The organism is Nonlabens arenilitoris (genome assembly GCF_002954765.1).
In the GTDB taxonomy this organism is placed as follows: domain Bacteria; phylum Bacteroidota; class Bacteroidia; order Flavobacteriales; family Flavobacteriaceae; genus Nonlabens; species Nonlabens arenilitoris.
On sequence record NZ_MTPW01000001.1, the window covers coordinates 2,114,846 to 2,136,604 of the forward strand.

General features: G+C 36.3%; 24 protein-coding genes and 1 pseudogene. 19 read left to right on the top strand and 6 right to left on the bottom strand.

Features of this window, described 5'->3' with window-relative positions; genetic code table 11:
- Positions 1-14 precede the first annotated feature (14 nt).
- Complete coding sequence (locus BST92_RS09245) at positions 15-962, bottom strand: aldo/keto reductase (RefSeq protein WP_105071191.1); 948 nt, start codon at positions 960-962, stop codon at positions 15-17.
- Between the two features lie 87 nt (positions 963-1,049).
- Positions 1,050-1,946 carry a site-specific tyrosine recombinase XerD gene (xerD, locus tag BST92_RS09250; RefSeq protein WP_105071192.1) on the bottom strand — a complete coding sequence of 299 codons (897 nt, stop codon included), beginning with the start codon at positions 1,944-1,946 and terminating at the stop codon, positions 1,050-1,052.
- A 175-nt stretch (positions 1,947-2,121) separates the two neighbouring features.
- Here xerD and BST92_RS09255 point away from each other — a divergent pair, with 175 nt between their 5' ends.
- The gene (locus tag BST92_RS09255) at positions 2,122-2,760 is read left to right on the top strand and encodes a porin family protein (RefSeq protein ID WP_170061729.1); all 639 of its coding nucleotides are present in this window, start codon (positions 2,122-2,124) and stop codon (positions 2,758-2,760) included.
- Between the two features lie 93 nt (positions 2,761-2,853).
- The gene (gene aroQ / locus BST92_RS09260) at positions 2,854-3,273 is read left to right on the top strand and encodes a type II 3-dehydroquinate dehydratase (RefSeq protein ID WP_105071194.1); all 420 of its coding nucleotides are present in this window, start codon (positions 2,854-2,856) and stop codon (positions 3,271-3,273) included.
- 51 nt (positions 3,274-3,324) lie between these two features.
- Here the strand turns inward: aroQ and BST92_RS09265 are convergent, their stop codons facing one another.
- On the bottom strand, positions 3,325-3,669 hold the full coding sequence (locus BST92_RS09265; protein WP_105071195.1) for a TM2 domain-containing protein: 345 nt from the start codon (positions 3,667-3,669) through the stop codon (positions 3,325-3,327).
- A 45-nt stretch (positions 3,670-3,714) separates the two neighbouring features.
- Here BST92_RS09265 and BST92_RS09270 point away from each other — a divergent pair, with 45 nt between their 5' ends.
- Positions 3,715-4,605, top strand: a complete 891-nt coding sequence (locus BST92_RS09270) for a hypothetical protein (protein WP_105071196.1) — start codon at positions 3,715-3,717, stop codon at positions 4,603-4,605.
- 56 nt (positions 4,606-4,661) lie between these two features.
- On the opposite strand, the gene lpdA is transcribed toward BST92_RS09270, so the two are convergent.
- Positions 4,662-6,053: a dihydrolipoyl dehydrogenase gene (lpdA, locus tag BST92_RS09275; protein ID WP_105071197.1), complete on the bottom strand. Its 1,392-nt coding sequence runs from the start codon at positions 6,051-6,053 to the stop codon at positions 4,662-4,664.
- Positions 6,054-6,128: 75 nt separating this feature from the next.
- Between lpdA and BST92_RS09280 the strand changes: the two genes are divergently transcribed.
- The 4 genes from BST92_RS09280 to BST92_RS09295 all read left to right on the top strand — a co-directional run bounded on the left by BST92_RS09280 (position 6,129) and on the right by BST92_RS09295 (position 10,538).
- Positions 6,129-7,175 (top strand): quinone-dependent dihydroorotate dehydrogenase, encoded by a 1,047-nt coding sequence (locus BST92_RS09280; RefSeq protein WP_105071198.1) that lies wholly within the window; start codon positions 6,129-6,131, stop codon positions 7,173-7,175.
- The gene (locus BST92_RS09285; protein ID WP_105071199.1) at positions 7,172-7,789 is read left to right on the top strand and encodes a LysE family translocator; all 618 of its coding nucleotides are present in this window, start codon (positions 7,172-7,174) and stop codon (positions 7,787-7,789) included. The genes BST92_RS09280 and BST92_RS09285 overlap by 4 nt, the downstream gene beginning before the upstream one ends.
- 228 nt (positions 7,790-8,017) lie before the next feature.
- Positions 8,018-8,881 carry a hydroxymethylglutaryl-CoA lyase gene (locus BST92_RS09290; RefSeq protein WP_105071200.1) on the top strand — a complete coding sequence of 288 codons (864 nt, stop codon included), beginning with the start codon at positions 8,018-8,020 and terminating at the stop codon, positions 8,879-8,881.
- A 136-nt stretch (positions 8,882-9,017) separates the two neighbouring features.
- A complete protein-coding gene (locus tag BST92_RS09295; protein WP_105071201.1) occupies positions 9,018-10,538 on the top strand; it encodes a GH3 family acyl-acid amido synthetase in 1,521 nt (506 codons plus the stop codon).
- Between the two features lie 111 nt (positions 10,539-10,649).
- On the opposite strand, the gene BST92_RS09300 is transcribed toward BST92_RS09295, so the two are convergent.
- Positions 10,650-11,240: a hypothetical protein gene (locus BST92_RS09300; RefSeq protein ID WP_105071202.1), complete on the bottom strand. Its 591-nt coding sequence runs from the start codon at positions 11,238-11,240 to the stop codon at positions 10,650-10,652.
- A 194-nt stretch (positions 11,241-11,434) separates the two neighbouring features.
- On the opposite strand from BST92_RS09300, the gene paaE reads away from it, so the two are divergent.
- From paaE to BST92_RS09340, 8 genes and pseudogenes are all read left to right on the top strand, one after another.
- Positions 11,435-12,511: a 1,2-phenylacetyl-CoA epoxidase subunit PaaE gene (gene paaE / locus BST92_RS09305; RefSeq protein WP_105071203.1), complete on the top strand. Its 1,077-nt coding sequence runs from the start codon at positions 11,435-11,437 to the stop codon at positions 12,509-12,511.
- Between the two features lie 247 nt (positions 12,512-12,758).
- Positions 12,759-13,718 carry a 1,2-phenylacetyl-CoA epoxidase subunit PaaA gene (gene paaA, locus BST92_RS09310; protein ID WP_105072235.1) on the top strand — a complete coding sequence of 320 codons (960 nt, stop codon included), beginning with the start codon at positions 12,759-12,761 and terminating at the stop codon, positions 13,716-13,718.
- A gap of 93 nt (positions 13,719-13,811) precedes the next feature.
- Entirely contained in the window at positions 13,812-14,096 is a 285-nt protein-coding gene (paaB, locus tag BST92_RS09315; RefSeq protein ID WP_105071204.1) for a 1,2-phenylacetyl-CoA epoxidase subunit PaaB, read from the top strand.
- 69 nt (positions 14,097-14,165) lie between these two features.
- The gene (locus tag BST92_RS09320; protein WP_105071205.1) at positions 14,166-14,510 is read left to right on the top strand and encodes a four helix bundle protein; all 345 of its coding nucleotides are present in this window, start codon (positions 14,166-14,168) and stop codon (positions 14,508-14,510) included.
- A 49-nt stretch (positions 14,511-14,559) separates the two neighbouring features.
- Positions 14,560-15,363, top strand: coding sequence for a 1,2-phenylacetyl-CoA epoxidase subunit PaaC (gene paaC, locus BST92_RS09325; protein WP_105071206.1), 804 nt, complete (start codon positions 14,560-14,562; stop codon positions 15,361-15,363).
- A gap of 70 nt (positions 15,364-15,433) precedes the next feature.
- A pseudogene (locus BST92_RS15350) lies at positions 15,434-15,754 on the top strand (four helix bundle protein); the annotation flags it as partial.
- 81 nt (positions 15,755-15,835) lie between these two features.
- Positions 15,836-16,339, top strand: coding sequence for a 1,2-phenylacetyl-CoA epoxidase subunit PaaD (paaD, locus tag BST92_RS09335; RefSeq protein WP_105072236.1), 504 nt, complete (start codon positions 15,836-15,838; stop codon positions 16,337-16,339).
- A gap of 104 nt (positions 16,340-16,443) precedes the next feature.
- Positions 16,444-17,226 carry an enoyl-CoA hydratase-related protein gene (locus BST92_RS09340; RefSeq protein ID WP_105071207.1) on the top strand — a complete coding sequence of 261 codons (783 nt, stop codon included), beginning with the start codon at positions 16,444-16,446 and terminating at the stop codon, positions 17,224-17,226.
- Positions 17,227-17,234: 8 nt separating this feature from the next.
- Here BST92_RS09340 and BST92_RS09345 read toward each other — a convergent pair whose 3' ends face one another.
- On the bottom strand, positions 17,235-18,890 hold the full coding sequence (locus BST92_RS09345) for a SulP family inorganic anion transporter (protein ID WP_105071208.1): 1,656 nt from the start codon (positions 18,888-18,890) through the stop codon (positions 17,235-17,237).
- A 247-nt stretch (positions 18,891-19,137) separates the two neighbouring features.
- Here BST92_RS09345 and BST92_RS09350 point away from each other — a divergent pair, with 247 nt between their 5' ends.
- The 4 genes from BST92_RS09350 (at position 19,138) to BST92_RS09365 (ending at position 21,736) form a co-directional block, all read left to right on the top strand.
- Positions 19,138-20,316: a 3-hydroxyacyl-CoA dehydrogenase NAD-binding domain-containing protein gene (locus tag BST92_RS09350; RefSeq protein WP_105071209.1), complete on the top strand. Its 1,179-nt coding sequence runs from the start codon at positions 19,138-19,140 to the stop codon at positions 20,314-20,316.
- Positions 20,316-20,843, top strand: coding sequence for a DUF1697 domain-containing protein (locus tag BST92_RS09355; protein WP_105071210.1), 528 nt, complete (start codon positions 20,316-20,318; stop codon positions 20,841-20,843). Before BST92_RS09350 ends, BST92_RS09355 begins: the two co-directional genes overlap by 1 nt.
- A gap of 36 nt (positions 20,844-20,879) precedes the next feature.
- Positions 20,880-21,251 (top strand): four helix bundle protein, encoded by a 372-nt coding sequence (locus BST92_RS09360; protein WP_105071211.1) that lies wholly within the window; start codon positions 20,880-20,882, stop codon positions 21,249-21,251.
- A 68-nt stretch (positions 21,252-21,319) separates the two neighbouring features.
- Positions 21,320-21,736 (top strand): PaaI family thioesterase, encoded by a 417-nt coding sequence (locus BST92_RS09365; protein WP_105071212.1) that lies wholly within the window; start codon positions 21,320-21,322, stop codon positions 21,734-21,736.
- Positions 21,737-21,759: the final 23 nt, after the last annotated feature.

Consider the following 21,759-nt stretch of genomic DNA (forward strand, 5'->3'; position numbering starts at 1 on the left):
GTTTAAACATTTGTTTATTCGTCATATATGTTTTTGTAACCTTTCTCTTCAACTTCAAAAAACTTACCGGTTACATACCTATAATGTTCGTCCAGTTGTGCTAGGTCTTTTAAATCGTCCTTATCTAATTGAAGTCTTGCAGCCTCTAGGTTCTCTTTAATTCTACCTGGATTAGTTGATTTAGGTATTACTGCAGTTCCACGTTGTGCAGACCAGTTAATTAGCACTTGCGCTGGCGATACGTTATGTTTACTTGCAATCTTTTGAACGGCTGTTTTTTCAAACATATTAGGTTCATTTTCTTGCTTCATACCATCAGATCTATCTCCACTACCTAATGGTGAATAGCCCGTTAAGTGAATACCTTGTTTGCTACAGTATTCAAATAGATCGTTTTGTTGTAGTAATGGATGCAGTTCCACTTGATTCATTTCTGGTATTTCACCAGTATTTGCAATCAGTTCTTCTAATTTTTGCTTACTAAAGTTAGAAACTCCTATATGTTTTGCTAGACCTTTTTCTTTAAGTTGACTCATCGCTTTCCATGTCTCAGAAATAGGTGCTTCTTGTGGTGTTAAATAATCTTCAGGACCTTCTGGTGATTGTACGTCTGGTTTAAATGCAACTGGCCAGTGTATTAAATATAAATCTAGATAGTCTAGTTGTAGGTCATTAAGGGTTTGTTTCATTGCTGGCTCTACATCTTGTGGTAGATGTGCATTGTTCCACAATTTTGATGTTATCCATACATCTTCTCTTTTAATCTCTCCTTTAGAGAATACTTCATTGAATGCTTCACCTATTTCTTTTTCGTTGCCATAAATAGCAGCGCAGTCTATGTGTTTATAACCAGATTCTAAAGCGCTAATTACAGCATTTTTAACCTCGCCTGGTTTTGATTTCCATGTTCCTAAACCTATAGGGAATAGCTCATCGCCATTTTTAAATTTTAAAGATTTCATAAGTCTTAGTTTTTTTATAAAGTTAGCTTTCGCGTAAGCGAGATAAAAGTAATTCAACTACTTTGACATAACTTTAATAGAATATAACTAAGCTCTAGGATGATGTTTTTCCATGATTTTAGTCAAGTGCGCGCGGTCGACATGCATATATATTTCTGTGGTGGTGATGCTTTCATGTCCTAGCATCATTTGAATAGATCTGAGGTCAGCGCCGTTTTCTAAGAGGTGCGTGGCAAATGAGTGTCTGAAAGTGTGTGGACTAATTTTTTTTGTAATACCGGCCTTAATTTTAAGCTCTTTTATAATGTGAAAAATCATTGCTCTAGTCAGTCCTGCACCACGTCTATTAAGGAAAAGAGTGTCTGTATGTTGTGGTTTAATAGGTATGTGGCAACGTATCTCATCTCTATAAAGATTGATAACGTTTATAGTAAATTCTCCTATAGGTATAAATCGTTGTTTATCTCCTTTACCAGTTACCTTTATAAAGCCTTCTTCAAAAAATAGGTCACTTATCTTCAGTGTAATGAGTTCACTCACGCGTAGTCCACAACCGTACAATGTTTCTAGTATAGCACGATTGCGCTCGCCTTGTGGTGTAGATCGATCTATGGAATTTATTAGTGAGTCGATCTCGCTGGTACTTAAAGTGTCAGGTAGTTTGCGACCTATTTTAGGCGATTCTATTAATTCTAGTGGGTTGTCTTTTCTATAATCTTCAAGAATTAGATAATTAAAAAAAGCTTTTAAACTGCTTAAAGCTCTCGCTTGTGATCGAGCAGATACATTTTTTGCGAGTTCATAAATATAATCTCTTATGGTATCTGTGGTAATGTGAATAGGTGATTGAGATATCTCATGTTCTGTCAACCATGTAATAAGTTTTTCTAGATCGCGTCTATAAGCTTTTATGGTATTATCTGCTAGACTGCGTTCCAATCTAGAGTATGTCAAAAAGTCCTTAATGCTGTGTTCCCATTTCATAATTGTAAAGGTAGAAGTATTACCATTTATAAATTAGGATAATGAGGTTGTGTTAATTAAAAATTAATACATCGGCTTAAAAGGTTGACAGTTAATAATTGGCATTTTTCAATTAACATCCTTTAAGACTCCTTATATTTTTTTTAATACATACCGGTTTAGGACGCAATTATATTTGCATCAAACTAATAAAAAATCAAAATATTATGAAAAAATTGCATTAAGTTTAATTTTAGGAGTATTTGCTTTTGGAGTATCATCAGCGCAAGAAATTGATTTTGGGGTTAAAGGTGGTGTTAACTTTGCAAAACTAACAGGAGATGATGTTGAAGACGCAGATGGAAGAACAGGTTTTCATGTAGGTCTTACTGGAGAGTATATGTTCAATGACACCTTTGGATTACAAGGTGAGGTAGTATATTCTACTCAAGGATTACAGTCAGAAACTACAATAGCTGGTCAAAATTTTGAGCGTGTTATAAAATTAGATTACATCAACGTACCAGTATTGGCTAAATTCTACATAGCTGATTCTGGATTTTCTATTGATGCAGGACCACAAATAGGTTTTTTAGTCAACGATAAAGATGAAATTAATGGAGAAATCGTCAATGAAGAACTTAATGCAGAAACTATCGATCTAAGTGTAGGTGGTGGATTAGCCTATAAATTTAAAGAAGGTACGTCTCTAGAAGGATTTAACGTCAGCGCACGTTATATGATTGGATTAAGTAATGTGTATAAGGATAATGATACCTTTGGTGATGATATTACTAATTCAAATTTACAGATATCATTAGGGTACAAATTCTAAGGAGATTATAAACGACAATTTAAAAAGCAGCCTTATGGCTGCTTTTTTTGTTTCACGCTTTCGCGAAAGCGTAATTACCAATATCTTTAAACCATGAAAATACATATCATTAATGGACCTAATTTAAATCTATTAGGGAAGAGAGAACCAGAAACTTATGGTTCTAAAAGTTTTGAAGAATACTTTAGAGAGTTGCAATTTGCTTTTAAAGAAATTGAGCTTTCATATTACCAGTCAAATGTTGAAGGAGAACTAATTAATGAATTACATGCTGCTCAAGAAAATGGAGTAGATGGTGTGATTTTTAACGCTGGTGGTTACACGCATACATCAGTTGCAATAGGCGATGCTGTTGCTGGTATAAGTGTTCCTGTGATTGAGGTACATATCTCAAATGTGATGGATCGAGAAGAGTTTAGACATGTTTCCTATATTTCAAAAAATGCCGCTGGGATCATTAGTGGTTTTGGACTCAAAGGCTATGAACTAGCCATTAAAAGTTTTAAGTTATAAAAAAAGGCCACTAGTAATAGTGGCCTTTTTAATAATGTCTAGAACTGATCTCTACCAGTTGTCAGAAAGTATTTGAATACCATCAACTAGCCACCATATACCTATACCACCTAAAGTGATAATGAAAAGTACATTCCAGTACCATGGGCTACCTAAGTACCATCTGTGAGCAGCAAATCCTCCTAAAAAGAACCATAAAGCAGCTGCAATCCACATCTCTTCATCTAGTGCCGCAGCAGCTGGAGAAGAAAGAGTAACAGTTGTAGTAGATTCCTCAACAGTTGTTGACGTGTTAACTGTAGTAACAACGTTGCGTTCTACTGGGAAAGAAGCAAAACTTAATGTGCTTACCAGCATGAAAATGCTCATAAGAGCAAGAGTCAGTTTAGTTTTCATATTAGAAAATTTAGTTAGTTATATTTACCAAATATATAATTTATAATGAATAAGAACCTTTTAATTATAGTAATCTTGTTTTCTGTCATATCAAACGCTCAAGAGCATGAGTATTTAGGTTTTTTAAAATTACCAGACAGTACCTTTATATCTTATAAAGTTAATTTTACTGAAAACAATGGGTTAATTAAGGGATACTCTTATACAGATATGAATGGAGATCACGAGACTAAATCCTCTATTGTTGGTCGATTTAATGATCGCAAGAATACCTTAGAGTTCAGAGAAGTTTCTACTATTTATACCAAGTCTGATATTACTGAACTTGATTTTTGTTATGTATACTTTACTGGTAAAACCAGAAAACTTAACGGTAAGGCTGCTGTAGAAGGAACTTTTAAGAGTTATTATGACGATTTAACAAGTTGCATTGATGGTGAGTTAAGTCTTAACGCTGCTGATAAAATTGAAAAGCGAACAGAGCGATTTGAAAGATTGGTTGCAAAGTCTAATAAAATTGCAGATAGTACCAAGCAAAAAATAGACATGAATCAATTCATGAGCCGTTTTGAAGATAACAGGTTGAAAGGTGGCGAAAAGGTAAATATTATATGGAATCAGGATTATTTAAAATTGATGATTTGGGATCCCGGAACTGTAGATGGTGATATTATAAAAGTGACTTTAAACGGGAAAGATGTTTTATCATCATATAGTACGGTAAAGAAGCAAAAGGAAATAGAACTGCAACTTACTAATGATGTTAATACAATCACGGTCACTGCGCTAAACGAAGGTAAAGAAGCTCCTAATACTGCAAAAATCAAATTATCTGATGGAAAAGGAGAGACCATCGATCTATTATCAAGTCTTATAGTAGGTGAAGAGGTTAAACTTGTCTTTTATAAAGAAAAGCCTGAAATCGATAAAAAATAAAAAAAGCCTCAATTTCTTATTGAAATTGAGGCTTTTGATTTATTATCAATCTTACTTTATAAGTGAATCACTTCACCATATGCGTCTGCTACAGCTTCCATTACCGCTTCACTCATTGTCGGGTGTGGATGCACCGCTTTTAAAACTTCGTGACCAGTAGTTTCTAGTTTACGACCTAGAACTGCCTCGGCAATCATGTCAGTAACACCAGCACCTATCATGTGACATCCTAACCATTCACCATACTTAGCATCAAAAATCACTTTTACAAAACCATCTTTTGCTCCAGATGCGCTTGCTTTTCCAGATGCGCTGAATGGAAATTTACCAACCTTTAATTCATAACCAGCTTCTTTAGCTTGTGCTTCTGTCATACCTACACTCGCAATTTCTGGAGTAGAGTATGTGCAACCAGGTATGTTTCCATAATCCAGTGGTTCCACATGCATATCTGCAATTTTCTCTACACATAAAATACCTTCGGCACTTGCCACGTGAGCTAGAGCTGGACCAGCTGTAATATCACCTATGGCATAATATCCAGGTATGTTAGTTTGGTACCAGTCGTTAACTAGTACCTTACCACGATCTGTAGAAATTCCTACTTCTTCTAGACCTATGTTAGATAAGTTAGTCTCAATTCCTACCGCACTTAAAACGATATCAGCTTCAAGAACTTCTTCTCCTTTTTTAGTTTTAACAGTTGCTTTAACGCCATTACCAGATGTATCTACACCAGTAACTTCACTAGAGGTCATAATTTTAATACCTGCTTTTTTAAAGCTACGTTCCATTTGCTTTGAAACGTCAATATCTTCAACTGGTACAATACGATCAACATACTCTACAATAGTAACTTCAGTTCCCATAGAGTTATAGAAATAAGCAAACTCAACACCTATTGCTCCAGATCCTACCACGATCATCTTCTTAGGCTGCTTTTCTAGTGTCATAGCTTCGCGATAACCTATTACTTTTTTACCATCCTGTGGTAAATTAGGAAGCACACGAGACTTTGCTCCAGTTGCAATAATGATATGATTTCCTTCAACAGTCGATGTAGAACCATCTTCAGCTTTCACCTCAATTTTCTTTCCTTTTTTCACGGTACCATAACCCATGATCACGTCTATCTTATTCTTCTTTAATAAGAACTGTACACCTTTACTCATTCCGTCAGCGACATCACGAGAACGTTTTACAACCGCGTTAAAATCTTTATCTACACCAGTAACTTTAAGACCATAATCTTCGGCGTGGTTGAGGTAATTGAAAACATCAGCACTTTTAATTAATGCTTTTGTAGGAATACAACCCCAATTCAAACATACTCCACCTAGAGATTCCTTCTCTACAATAGCAGTTTTCAAACCTAATTGAGACGCGCGTATTGCAGTTACATATCCACCAGGTCCACTACCTAAAACGATTACATCATATTTACTCATATCTGTCAATTTTTAAGAGTCACAAAAATATGGAATAAAGTCTAATGGATTGTAAATTTGCGCAACCTTATTCTTATGTATAAATCTATAGTACGTCCGTTACTTTTTTCCTTTGATCCAGAGGCGGTTCATCATTTTTCTTTTAAAAGTATCAAATTATTGAGCAAAGTACCTGGTTTTAGTGCGCTTTCGCGAAAGCGTTTCAAACCCAACCATCCAGCTCTTAAAAGAGAACTCTTCGGTTTACAATTTGAGAATCCAGTAGGAATGGCAGCAGGATTTGATAAAGATGCTAAAGCATTTAAAGAATTTTCTAATCTTGGTTTTGGATTTATAGAAATAGGAACGCTGACACCAAAGCCGCAAGATGGAAATCCCAGGCAACGATTGTTCAGATTAAAGAAAGACCAAGCGATTGTAAACAGAATGGGATTCAATAACGGTGGAGTAGATGCTGCTGTAGAACGATTGAAAAAAAATCCAAAGCTAGGTCAACCTAATCACGTCTTAATAGGTGGAAATATTGGGAAGAACAAACTTACACCTAATGATGAAGCGGTGAATGATTACATCATTTGTTTTGAAAAATTATTTGATCACGTTGACTATTTTACTGTAAATGTTAGTTCTCCTAACACACCAGGATTGCGCGAACTACAAGATAGAAAGCCTTTAACGTACATACTTCAAACACTTCAAGACTTAAATAATAAGAAGGCTAACAGAAAGCCTATACTTCTTAAAATTGCTCCAGATTTGACAGATGATCAATTAATGGACATCATAGGAATTGTGGCAGATACAAAAATCGATGGTGTCATTGCTTCAAATACAACCATCTCTAGAGAAGGATTGCAGTCTGAAGAATCGTTAGTAAAACAAGCCGGCGGACTAAGCGGTGCACCACTAACAAATCGCGCTACTGAAGTCATTTCTTTTTTACATGATAAAAGCAACGGTGCCTTTCCTATAATTGGAGTAGGCGGTATCATGACCGCACAAGATGCGATTGATAAACTGAATGCAGGAGCAAGTCTGGTACAGTTGTATACCGGTTTTGTTTATGAAGGACCTAAGTTGATAAGAGATATAAATAAAGCTATTATCGCTCAAGGGTTATGATAGAATCACTGGTCTCCTTTGCATTTGCAACGCTGCTTCTTGCACTCAGTCCAGGACCAGATAATATTTTTGTACTCACACAATCTGTAGCAAGAGGTTCTAAATATGGAATCGCAATTGCTAGCGGTTTAATCACAGGCTGCATCGTTCACACTTCCATTGTTGCTTTAGGTTTTGCAGTAATCATTAGAGACAATCAGTGGTTGCTCTATACCATTAAAATAGCTGGTTCCATTTACTTATTGTATCTCGCTTATAAAATCTTTAAGTCAGACGCGAGCATTGAATTTGGCGATTCAAAAGCTTCTTCTCAAAGTCTATGGAAACTATACAAAACAGGAATCACCATGAATTTGTTGAATCCTAAAGTGACATTGTTTTTTCTCGCTTTATTACCACAGTTTGTAATCGCAAACTCTTATCCCGATTGGATTCAAATCTATTTGCTAGGTGGCGTTTTTATGCTTGTTTCTTTACTGACTTTTTACACGATTGCTTTGCTTGCCGGTAAAGCTGCCAGTTTTATCAAATCTTCAAAATGGTTCGCGCCAGTTATGAAATGGACGCAGATCGTTGTTTTTATAGGGATTGCGGTGGCGATACTGATTCCTTAAAAGGAACGCTTTTCTAGGGTTTCATAAGTTTGTGATATTTATGTGATTCTTATCATTCATATTTGAACTCAGATTTGATAGAAAAGAAATTACAATTAAAAATTAAACTTCCCCTTAATTTTTGCTTGAACCTTAAGGTCTCTTAGTTTTTAAGAGGCTTTTTGCGTTAAAAATAAGAAGTTGAAATCGTTTTCGTAAACCTTAAATCCACATTATCTTTACACGCTGATGGAAAAGGTGAAAATCATAGAATGTCCACGTGACGCGATGCAAGGAATAAAAGAATTTATCCCTACAGATTTGAAGGTGCAATATCTTCAGTCCTTATTGCGATGTGGTTTTGATACTATAGACTTTGGTAGTTTTGTTTCTCCCAAAGCTATACCACAACTGGTGGATACGGCTGAGGTTCTTTCAAAACTTGATCTTTCAAAAACTGAATCTAAACTACTTGCTATTATTGCAAACCTACGAGGTGCGCAAGCTGCATGTGAGCATCCAGAGATTCAATATTTGGGTTATCCATTCTCGATTTCAGAGAACTTTCAAATGCGTAATACCCATAAAACGATAGCTCAAAGTGTAGATTTACTGCAAGAGGTTATAGATCTGGCACAAAAGCATGATAAAGAATTAGTAGTTTATATCTCGATGGGCTTTGGTAATCCTTATGGAGATCCTTGGAATGTAGAAATCGTAGGAGAATGGACAGAGAAGTTATATAATATGGGCGTTAAGATTTTATCACTTTCAGATACCATAGGTAGCTCAGATCCTGAAACAATTACCTATTTGTTTTCTAACTTGATTCCTAAATATCCTGAGATCGAATTTGGTGCACATTTGCATACCACACCTACTACATGGCATGAGAAAGTAGATGCTGCTTATAGAGCTGGTTGCCGCCGTTTTGATGGTGCGATTCAAGGTTTTGGTGGTTGTCCTATGGCAAAAGATGATCTTACAGGGAATATGCCTACTGAAAAAATGGTGAGCTATTTTAATACGGTTAAAGCAGATACTAATGTAAACGCGATGTCTTTTGAAAGTAGCTATAATGAGGCAACAAAGATTTTTACTAAATATCATTAGGCTGTAATTATTTTAGTAGTCTAGTTCCATGAGTCATTAGGCTAAACACGTAAATTTCTTCGTGCTTAAAATCTTATCAGAATCTTAACCTAGCACAGGCGTCTAAAGGGCTATTTTTGGTATAAACCACTATACCATGGCACTATTAGGTCCTATAATTAAGACAGCATTAAATCTACACGAGACTATAACCGCAACATCTGATCATGTGGTTGCACAGCGCAAAGTCTTGGAGTATTTATTGAAAACGGCAAAGAAAACCTCTTTTGGTCTTTATTATGACTTCAACAACATTCTAGAAGATGATGATATGGAGCACGCTTTCGCGGAAGCGATACCATTTTATGACTATCACAAAATGGATGAGCAATGGTGGTCTCGCATGAAAGAAGGGAAACCTGATATCACATGGCCAGGTGTGCCAAAATTTCTTGCTAGGTCAAGTGGTACAACTGGAAAAAAATCTAAAACCATACCTGTAACAGATGAAATGATTGCTGCCATTAAAACTGCAGGAACCAGACAGGTAAGCGCGTTGACTAATTTTGATTTGCCTACCGATGTTTTTGAAAGTGAAGTGCTTGCACTAGGTAGTTCGACAGATTTAAGTGAAGAAGATGGTTTTACAATAGGTGAAATTAGTGGTATATCAGCCAGTAATATTCCTGAATTTCTAGATTCATTTTACAGGCCAGGAAAAGAAATATCCTCTATTGATGACTGGGATGAACGTGTTCAAAAAATAGCCGAAGAAGCCAAAAACTGGGATATAGGAATGTTAAGCGGTATCCCATCATGGTTAGAAATGATGCTCAAAAAAGTGATGGATTATCATAAAGTAGATTCTATACATGACATATGGCCTAATCTATCAGTCTATACTTCTGGTGGTGTGGCATTTGAACCTTACCGATCAAGTTTTGAAAAATTATTTTCAAAGCCTGTCCAGATAGTAGATACCTATCTAGCTAGTGAAGGTTTTATCGCATGTCAACAACGTCCAGAATCTAGTTCTATGCAATTGATTACCGATGGCGGTATTTATTTTGAATTTGTACCGTTCCAGCCAGAGTATGTTGAACAAGATGGTAGTATTTCTAATAATGCACCAGTTCTAACCATGGCCGAGGTGCAACCAGAGGTAGATTATGCATTAATTATATCTACCGTTTCTGGTGCGTGGCGCTATCTAATAGGTGATACTATTAAATTTACAGATGTAGAAAAAGCCGAAATTAAAATAACAGGAAGAACTAAGTTTTTCTTAAACGTAGTAGGTAGTCAGTTATCAGTTTTAAAAATGGAAACCGCGATTACAGAATTACAAGAAAAATTTAATACCAGCATCAAAGAATTTACTGTGTCTGTAAAGAAAATCGATGGAGAATTTCAACACGTATGGTATCTAGGTACAGAAACAGAAACCTCAGAAATGGAACTTGCTGAGGCACTAGATTTATCACTTCAAGAAGCTAATAAAAATTATAAAGTTGCCAGAAGTAAAGCTTTAAAAGGTGTGCAAGTTCATAAAGTACAACCAGAAACGTTTGCACAATGGAACGACCATAATAAGAAAAAAGGTGGTCAGGTAAAAATGGAAAAAGTAATGGATGAAGAGAAGTTTAAAGCCTGGGAAGAGTTTGTGAGTAGTCTTTGAGTTTGTGAGTCTCTGAGTCTTTGAGGAACATACTATCAGAACCAACCGATTTTTTTGCCCAGCAAAAAAAACTCACGAACTCACGAACTCACCAACTCAACGACTAACCAACTAATTAGGCGCCAGCTCTTCCTTAGTAGGTTTTTCTCCAGTTTCTCCATAACGGTTAATCAATTCTAAAATCTCCTCAGGAGAAAGATAGAATTTACGCATGTGCTTTTTATATTTCTCAGATAGGCTGGTATGGTTAAGAATAAAATTTTTAGTTTTTAAAATATATTCTCCCATACCGTGGCGCACGGCATAATCGTCTGCCGCGCGTTCTACCTCTTGAATATGAGAATGAGAATATAAATATTTAAGGCCAAAGAAAATCATATCTATGGTAGAACGTGATCTATAGTCCATCACGTGACCTAATTCATGACCTAGCCAGCCAGTAAGAACATCGCTAGGAATTTCTTTAATAGTAAAAATTTCATTTTCTACTTTAAATTCCTTGCTTATTAAAATGATGTAACTGCGGTTCTTACGTGACTTAAATAAGCTTTTCCAGGTAGGTTGTGCCTGCATAAAGTTTTTGCGTACCATGTCATTAAACTTAAATTCTATTTCTGTTTCTTTTAAAGCAGGATAGAAAGACATCGCTTTTTCTGCCTCTTTTAAGATGGAATCTGGAGCTGTAATGTTAGGGTATTGCATATCTCGCAATATAATAGAGCTGTACGTTTTTAGTCGTGAAAATGAAGTTAAAGATTGGGTGTTATTCTAATTCCGTTTTCGCAATAGTAAACTACAATCATCTCATTTTATTAGTTTAAACAGCTAGAAAGTAACATATTTGTTTTCCAAACTAACAAGTGTTAGTTTTGTGTAAACTTAACGACTTAATATCTGTGAACAGCTTTCATAACATAACATTATCTCAAGTCTATAAAGAGACAGATGATACCACGGTAATAGCCTTTGACGTTCCACAAGAACTTAAAGAAGAATTTAATTATCGTCCAGGACAGTTTTTGACTTTGCGCGCTATGATAAATGGTGAAGATGTGCGACGCAGTTATTCTTTATGTAGTAGTCCGCTAGATAATGAGTGGAAGGTTGCAGTTAAGGAAATCTTTGAAGGTAAATTTTCAACTTATGTAAATCGTGAGTTAAAGACTGGTGATGTATTGCAAGTTGCTGCACCTAGCGGTGATTTTGGAATCGAAGAGTCAGAAGAGAATGATGCCAAAAACTACATAGCATTTGCCGCAGGTAGTGGAATCACACCTATGTTGAGTATTATTAAGACGCACCTTGCTAGTGAGCCTAATGCAAAATTCAAGTTATTCTACCTTAATAGAACCGTAAAATCGATTATCTTTAAGGAAGAGATTGAAGCGCTCAAAAACAAGTATTTAAGTCGTTTTGAAGTGTTTTATTTTTTAAGTCGTGAGCATAGAGATATTCCATTGTTTAATGGGCGTTTTGATCAAGAAAAATTACAAACGCTTACTAAAACTTTAATCAACGCACCGCATACAGACCATGCATTTATTTGTGGTCCAGAAGAGATGATTTTCTTGATAAGAGATGAACTCGTGGCGGCAGGAATGAAAAAAGAAAATGTTCATTTTGAACTCTTTGTAAGTGGATTAAGCGATGCAGATAAGGCCAGAGCCGCTGCAGCACTAGAGAAAAAAGTTGATGGAGTGGATGTTACAATTATTGATGGAAGTAAAGAATTTCATTTTGTTCTAGGCGATGATTATGATAATGTCCTAGATGGTGCCATAGGTGCTGGAGCAGATTTGCCATATGCTTGTAAAGGCGGCGTGTGCAGCACTTGTAAATGTAAAGTGGTGGAAGGAACCGTCGAGATGAAAGTTAACTACGCTTTGACTGATGAAGAGGTAGAAAAAGGATTTGTGCTTAGTTGTGTGAGTGTACCAACGAGTAAAAAATTAGTGGTGGATTATGATGTGTAACCAAATTCCTGCGCAGGCAGGAATCTCTAAGCTGAGTTGTCCAAATTTGGTTCTAGTAATTCAGATTAGTAATATGTTATAAAGGTGCTTGCTATCTCGCTTTCGCGAAAGCGGAATTACAGTAAGCAATAATCAGAAGTAAATTAAAGTCGTTTTGTAAAACGGTTTAACAAAGTAAAGTATAAACCAATTGCAGGTGATGAATCCACAGAGATTCCTGCCTGCGCAGGAATTAAAAATAAAAAAGATGAGTGAAGCAGAAATCAAAAATTTAGAAGCGCAATTTGATGCTAAAATTGCGAGAGATGAAAAGATTGAGCCTAAGGACTGGATGCCTGAAAAGTATCGCAAGACACATATCAGACAAATATCCCAGCACGCTCATTCTGAAATTGTAGGGATGTTGCCAGAAGGTAACTGGATTACACGTGCACCATCATTGCGACGCAAAGTAGCGTTACTTGCTAAGGTGCAAGATGAGGCTGGACATGGACTCTATTTATACAGCGCTTGTGAAACTTTAGGTATCACTCGTGAGCAACTTTATGAAGATTTACATTCAGGAAAAGCAAAGTATTCTTCTATTTTTAATTATCCTACCATGACTTGGGCAGATATGGGAGCGATAGGCTGGCTAGTGGATGGTGCTGCGATTATCAATCAGGTACCATTGTGTAGTACTTCTTTTGGACCTTATGCTCGTGCTATGGTACGTGTTTGTAAGGAAGAAAGTTTTCACCAGCGTCAAGGATATGAAATCATGTTATCGCTATGTAACGGTAGTGAAGAACAAAAAGAAATGGCACAAGATGCATTGAATCGCTGGTGGTGGCCGTCATTGATGATGTTAGGTCCTACAGATGCGGCAAGTACGCATACAGAGCAATCCATGAAATGGAAGTTAAAGCGTAAGACAAATGATGAATTACGCCAGCAATTTATAGATCAAACAGTTCCACAAGCAGAACTTCTAGGACTTACTATTCCAGATCCAGATTTAAAATGGAATGATGAAAAGGGAAGCTATGATTTTGGCGAAATCGATTGGGACGAGTTCTGGCAAGTAGTAAAAGGCCACGGACCTATGAACAAGAAACGTCTAGATGACCGTCGCAATGCGTGGGAAAACGGCGCTTGGGTACGGGAAGCAGCTACTGCATATGCGGCTAAACAGAAAACGAGAAAAGAAACTGCACAAGCGGTATAATTATATCCCTACTGTCAAGCTGAACTTGTCGAAGCTGATTGGGTATGAATCACCATCGACAAGCTCAGGCTGGCAAATTAATTACAACTAATTATGAGTCAAGAAATTCCACTTTGGGAAGTTTTTATAAGATCTAAAAACGGATTAGAACACAGGCATTGCGGTAGCTTACATGCCGAAGATGCTGAAATGGCATTAAACAATGCTCGTGACGTGTATACTCGTAGAAATGAAGGTGTAAGTATTTGGGTAGTAGAATCTAAAAATATAACAGCTAGCAGTCCAGAGGACAGCGGCGAATTATTTGAACCTGCTAGCGATAAAGTCTATAGACATCCTACTTTTTATGAGTTACCTGAAGAATTAAAACACATGTAATAAGCACAGCTTTTACATGTGTTTTAATTCTTAAATCTAAACTTAAGTTGAAACTTAAATTTAAAATTAATGGGTAAACCGTATGATCTAGAAGATCGATTAATCAGTTTTGCTGCTGATGTAATTGTAGTTTTTGACAAGCCTGCTAAAACTTACGCTTCTAAATACTATGCTGAGCAACTCATAAGATCTTCTGGTTCTGTCTCTTTAAATTTTAGTGAATTTGCTGGTGCAGGAACTGAAAAAGATAAAATCAATAAATTGAGAATATCGCTTAAAGAGATTAAAGAGTGCAATAACAATTTAAAAATCCAACTCAAAGCTGGTTTAAGCAACAAAGACCAATTGACAAAGCTGCAGGATGAAGCGGAACAAATTATCAGAATTCTAGTAGCTATTATAAATAAACGATAACCCTTTAAATTTAGATTTAAATTTAGATTTAAGTTTAATATCATTAGATATGAAACAACCAATAAAAGAACTAAATCCACAATTCCTAGAGTCCAAGGAAAACAAACAACACCTGATCGACTATCTTCTAGGTGTGGCAGATAATTATTTAATCTTAGGACAGCGTCTAGGCGAACTTTGTGGTCATGGACCTAATCTAGAGCCAGATATAGCATTGACTAATATTTCGCTAGATATGTTAGGGCAAGTGCGTAGTTTTTACCAATATATCGCACAGTTGAAAGGTGATAAAACCACTGAGGATGATATTGCTTTCTTAAGAAAAGAGCGTGAGTATAAGAATGTATTATTGGTGGAACAACCTAATACAGATTTTGGATACGTGATTGTACGTCAGTTTTTCTTTGATGTCTATAACAGAATGTTTTTAGGAGCTTTACAACAAAGTGCTGATGAAACGCTTAGAGCTCTTGCTTTTAAAGGAATCAAAGAAGCAAGTTATCATGAGCGTTTTTCAGGAGATTGGTTAAAACGATTAGGTGATGGTACTGAAGAAAGTCATCAGCGAGTGCAACAAGCAGTAAATGACCTTTGGGTTTATACAGATGAGCTGTTTCACACCACTAAGGCAGATGATGCTATGATAGCTGCTGGTGTAGCGCCAGACATGTTGCAATTAAGAGAATATTACTATGAAAAAGTAGAAGATTTACTTACTACAGCGACATTAAAAATTCCAGAAGTAGAATACTTCCAAAAAGGTGGTAAAGAAGGATTACATAGCGAGCACATGGGTTATATCCTTGCAGATATGCAGTATATGCAGAGGACTTATCCAGATAGTAAGTGGTAATCTTTGAATTTGAATTTGAACTTGAATTCGAACTCGAATTTGAAGTAACTCGAAATTTTAAATTATTAAGATGTCTTATCAAGACTTAGCAGAAAGATTAGAGGATTTTGCGGCGGCAATTATTAAATTGTATATCAAAATGCCTACTTCTTATGCTGGTCAATATCTTGCTCAGCAAATTATTCGTTCTTCATGTTCATCGGCTCTCAATTATGGAGAAGCTCTAGGCGCAGGTACTTCTAAAGATCGAATCAATAAACTACGTATTTCTTTAAAGGAACTACGTGAAAGTTTGAGGAATTTAAACATTCAAAGGAAAGCAGATCTAATCAGCGTGGATGATTGTAAAGATCTGGTAAAAGAAAATGATGAATTAATAAGAATTATAGTAACTCTAATTAAAATTCAAATGAATAATTTATCAAATTTAAATTCGAGTTCAGATTCAAGTTCGAGTTCAACTTCTTCAAGTATGGCAGATCAAATATTCGAATCTTTACCAAAAGAGATTCTTGCCATTCTAGAAGAAGTTGCCGATCCTGAAATACCTGTATTAAACGTCGTAGATCTAGGTGTAATAAGAGAAGTTTTAGTTGAAGGAAAAGAAATCACCATAAAACTCACACCTACTTATAGCGGCTGTCCAGCGATGGATGTTATAGGCGATGATCTAGAGCGAGCATTTGCAGTTCACGGTTACACAACTCACATACAATTAATTATGAGTCCGCCGTGGACAACTGACTGGATTACCGAACGTGGTCGTAAAGCGCTAGAAGAATACGGTATTGCTGCACCACTAGAAGAAACTGCCGATAAAGATGTACTTCTTAACGATAAGAAACTGGTAAAATGTACCAATTGTGGCTCAAAGAATACGAAGCTGGTCAGTCAGTTTGGTTCTACAGCGTGTAAAGCAATGTTTCAATGTGAGGACTGTCTAGAGCCTTTTGATTACTTTAAGTGTTTGAAATAAGAACGCTTTCGCGAAAGCGTAACAACCACTATCTTTAAATAAATTTTTAAAACTAAAATATCAGTCTGAGCTTGTCGAAGACGATATTTAATATACATCATTTAATGTCAGATTCTATCTTGCTACAAGTCAATAACGGCGTTGCAACCATAACTTTAAATAGACCACAAGTATTCAATTCCTTTAACCGCGAGATGGCATTTGCCTTGCAGGACGCACTCGATCAATGTGCTTCAAACGATGAAGTGAGAGCTGTGATGATTATAGGAGAAGGAAAAGCCTTTTGTGCCGGTCAGGACATTCAAGAAATCACAAATCCAGATTTGAATCCAGGTTTTAAAGCGATTCTAGACGATCATTATAATCCTATAGTTTTAAAAATTAGAAACCTTGAAAAACCAGTTGTTGCTGCAGTAAATGGAGTAGCCGCTGGTGCCGGAGCAAATATCGCCTTGTGTTGTGATGTGGTTATTGCTACAGAAGGTGCTGCATTCATTCAGGCATTTTCTAAAATCGGTCTGATTCCAGATAGTGCGGGAACCTTCTTTTTACCTAGACTCATCGGTTTTGGTAAAGCAAGTGCCGCGATGATGCTGGCTGATAAAATTACAGCACCAGAAGCTGACCAAATGGGAATGATCTATAAAGCCATTCCTGACGCAGATTTTATTGAAACAGCTCAAAAGACCGCTCAAAAACTAGCAGCATTACCTACAGTAGCGTTAGCTAATACTAAAAAAGCACTCAATCAATCATTTTACAATACGGTAGAAGAGCAACTAGTTCTAGAGTCAAAACTACAAATAGAAAGCGCATCCACAGAAGATTATGCTGAAGGTGTGTCGAGTTTTATGGAGAAACGTAAACCTGTTTTTAAAGGAAAATAGAACAGTTTTTATAATTTAAAATAATTTTTTAAGTACTCAAAGGCTTCTTCTATAGTTGCAAAAGTCTCAGATTCACTTACTAAATCTGGTATGATATCAATCGATTCTAATTTATCTTTAGGTTGTTCTTGTAAACCGGTAAGAACTACTCTTACACCACGTTTTTCTAAGTCTAGAACAGCATTTTCTAAAGCATACAAACCAGATTGATCTATGTATGGAACTCGATCTAGACGAATTATCAACGCTTTTACTTCTGGAGAAAGAGCTTTAATAGTTTCTTGAAAGTGTGACGTGAAACCGAAGAACAATGGTCCATAGAGGTGCTTTATATAAATTTGATCCTTAAAAGTATCATATAACTCTTGCTCGTCTTTCCAAGGTTGTTCACCGTCAAATCCTGCAAGAGTTCCTACTTCTAGTCCTTTTTCTCCTAGATCGCTTGCGCGTTTCATAAATAGTAAGGATGCCAGTATCACTCCGATTCCTACCGCTTGTATGAGACTACCAAATGTGGTCATCAACAGTACGATAATTAAAACCACTGCATCTGCACGCGGTACCGCAAGTAAATGCTTCAATCCTTTTGTATCTATAATTTTAAAACCGATAGGAATCAAAATTCCGGCAAGAACAGCTAGTGGAATATGCGCTGCAAGACCACTCAAACCTAGTAAAACTGCTGCAAGAAATAATCCATGTAACACACCTGACAAGCGTGTTTTTCCACCAGAATTTATATTTACTACTGTTCCTTTTGTAGCTCCAGCACCTGGAATACCACCAAATATCGCAGCAACCATGTTCCCTATTCCTTGACCTATTAATTCTCTATTGCTATTATGTTTTGTTTTAGTCATATTATCTGCAATGACTGATGTAAGCAAAGAGTCTATAGAACCTAAAACAGCTAGTACTAAGGCATATTCGGCCACAAGTGCATAGGCACTCGAGTCAATATCTAAAATTCCGTTTAATTTCAAAGAAGGTAATCCAGATGGGATATCGCCTATGATAGGCACTTGCCACGGTAAGAAATAAGCAACAACAGAAACAACTATCAACGCCACTAGTGCACTAGGTATTACTTTAGTAATTTTAGGAAATGTATAATAAATGAATACAGTTAACGATCCTAATACTAGTGCTTGCCAATTAAAGCCTTCTATTAATAACGGCATGTCACTTAGAACTTTCAATGTGTTTTTAGGGGATACCATTCCAAAAAGCGGGAATATTTGAAGTAATATAATGATTAAACCTACACCGCTCATAAAACCAGATACCACAGGATAAGGGAAGTATTTAATGTATCCAGCTATGTTGATAAAGCCAAAAAGCATTTGAATAATCCCACCAGTTAAAAACGTAAGTATGATTATAGGCATCGCGGCTTCTACGCTGCCGGTAAGTTCAATAGCTTTTACCACTAAAGCAGCAGATACTACCGTCATAGGTCCAGTAGGTCCACTGGCTTGAGTTGCAGTACCACCAAAGATAGCTGCAAAAATCCCAACTGCGATAGCACCATATAGTCCAGCAATAGCTCCTAAACCAGATTGAACACCAAATGCTAGTGCAAGCGGTAGTGCAACAACACCAGCGACTAGACCACCAGTGAGATCACCTTTTAAATTTTTAGTATCATAAAAAGAAGAAAGCATAGTACAATGTTTTTTAGTCGGCAAGTTATAAAAGTAACGTAATGCCTTGAGCTTATAAACAAATCTAGGTCCTATTGCCCAATAGTTCAAAATAATTTAATTGTAAGGGTAAATAATCAATGTGTTTATATTGTGTATCCGGTCAAGACTTATATTTTTATTAGATGACTTGACTAAGTAACTTATTATATTTGGTAAGTAAAAGAAACTAAGAATAGCCAAAAATTAATGGTGAATTATTAAATCTATGGATATCAATAAAGTAGGAGTCATAGGAGCAGGAACAATGGGAAGTGGAATTGCTCAAGTAGCTGCCACTGCTGGTTGTAAAGTAAAACTGTTTGATGTTAATCAGGCGCAACTAGATAAAGCACAAGCTGCTCTAGAAAAGATAATGAACCGACTTATCGAGAAAGGTAGAATAGATACTGCTGAGAAAAGTCGCATTCAATCTAATATCACTTATGTTAGTACGGTAAAGGATCTAGCTGACTCTGATCTAACTATCGAGGCGATTGTTGAGAATCTAGATATTAAGAAAAAGGTGTTTCAAGAACTAGAATCTCATGTGTCTGACAGCTGTATTATAGCTTCAAACACTTCTAGTCTAAGCATCGCTAGTATTGCAGCATCACTCGATAAACCAGAGCGTTGCATAGGAATTCACTTTTTTAATCCAGCGCCATTAATGAAGCTTGTTGAGGTAATTCCTGCCGTACAAACGGCTCAAAATGTTACAGATACTTGTGTGGCTACTATCGAGAATTGGAAAAAAGTAGTTGCCGTAGCAAAGGATACTCCAGGTTTCATAGTTAATCGTGTGGCGCGACCATTTTACAGTGAATCGTTGCGTATTTATGAAGAAGGAATGGCGAGTTTTGCCACAATAGACTATGCCTTGAAAGGACTTGGTTTTAAAATGGGACCTTTTGAATTGATGGATTATATAGGTCACGATGTGAATTATGTGGTGACCGAAACTGTTTTTGCTGCCTTCTATTTTGATCCTCGTTACAAGCCATCTTTAACTCAAAAACGATTGATGGAAGCTGGCTGGCTAGGTCGTAAATCAGGTAGAGGATTTTATGATTATGTAAATGTGGATAGTGAGCACGCTTTCGCGAAAGCGGACCCAGTAAAATCACCTGAACTCATAAAAGAAATTCAAGATCGTGTACTCGTTATGTTAATCAATGAGGCGGCAGATGCCTTATTTCTAAACATAGCAACGGCACAAGGAATAGATAGCGCGATGACCAAAGGCGTGAATTATCCAAAAGGATTACTCGCCTGGGCAAACGAAAAAGGAATAGAATGGTGTGTAAACGGACTGGACGCGATGTATGATTTGTACCGAGAAGATCGCTACAGATGCTCGCCGATTTTACGTAAAATGAATGCTGCTGGAACTAAATTCTCGCTGTAATGAGATATGTTGCTTTATTGCGTGGTGTTAATGTTAGTGGTAAGAATAAATTACCAATGGCACTTTTAAGAGAAGCTCTTAAAGCAACTCCATTTTGTGACGCGACCACTTATATACAATCTGGTAATATTGTTTTTAATGCCGATTTAGATATAACTACTTGTGAGCAGATTATTGCAGATTTATTGAAAGCAGAATTTGATTTAAATGTTCCTGTAATTGTGCGTGAACAATCTGCGATTAAAGATATACTAAAAGTAAACCCTTTTGAAACGAGAACTATTGAGAATTCTAAATTCATGAGTTTTGGCTTTTTCGATAAGATTCCAGTTACAGAAAAGATTGATGAGGTGATGTCATTCTCCACAGAAATCGAAACCTTTAAAATAGTAGATGATGTGATGTATTTCTATTGCGGAGTAGGTTTTGGCAAGACTAAAATGACTAATGCATGGTTTGAAAAGAAACTAGGTGTGACATCAACAATGCGTAATTATAACACTACAACTAAGTTAGTGAGTCTTTGAGTCTGTTAGTTATAAAGTTAGTTTAATAATGCAATTATGTTTGAAAGTAAGTATCATTTTAAATTTGAAGATCTGATTGTTTATCAAAAGGCTATGGCTTTTGGTGAAAAGATAAATGTTTTATCAGAGAGTTTTCCCAAAAAAGAACTTTATAGATTGTCTTCTCAATATGCAAGAGCAGCTGATTCTATCGCTGCAAATATTTCTGAGGGATATGGAAGTACAGATGCAAATTTTAATAGATATTTAAAAATGGCTTGGGATAGTAGTCACGAGTGTGTAACTTGGAATTCTAAGGCGTTTCTAAGGCAGTATATCACACACGATACTTTTGAAGCTAATAGAAAAGATTTAACCGAAATTGGTAAAATGATATCATCGTTAAGGCGAAGTCTTAAAAATAAGTAAGACATTTACTCACCAACTCACCAACTCACCAACTCACCAACTCACCAACTCACCAACTCACCAACTAAATGACTCAAAAACTTAAAGGAACTGATATTCCAGCAAAAATGCTTTCACTTGATCCATATTCTACATGGTTAGGTATTGAAATCCTTTCTGTAGAAATAGGTTGTGTAAAGTTAGGAATGACCATAAGACCAGAAATGTTGAATAGTATGGGAAAAGCACATGGTGGGATTACTTACTCGCTGGCAGATACTGCTTTTGGTTTTTCATCCAACACGCACGGTAAATTTGCTGTATCCATAGAAACAAGCATCAACCACATAGAAGCATTAGAAGAAGGCGACTACATTACAGCAGAATGTACCCTAGACAAAACCAAAACCAAAGTAGGTTTTAACATCGTTGAGGTAAAAAAAGGCGATGAGTTGGTGGCACTTTTTAAAGGAGTGGTTTATAGGACTAATAAGGATTGGGAATAAAAAAATATAAAAACTAAAAATTA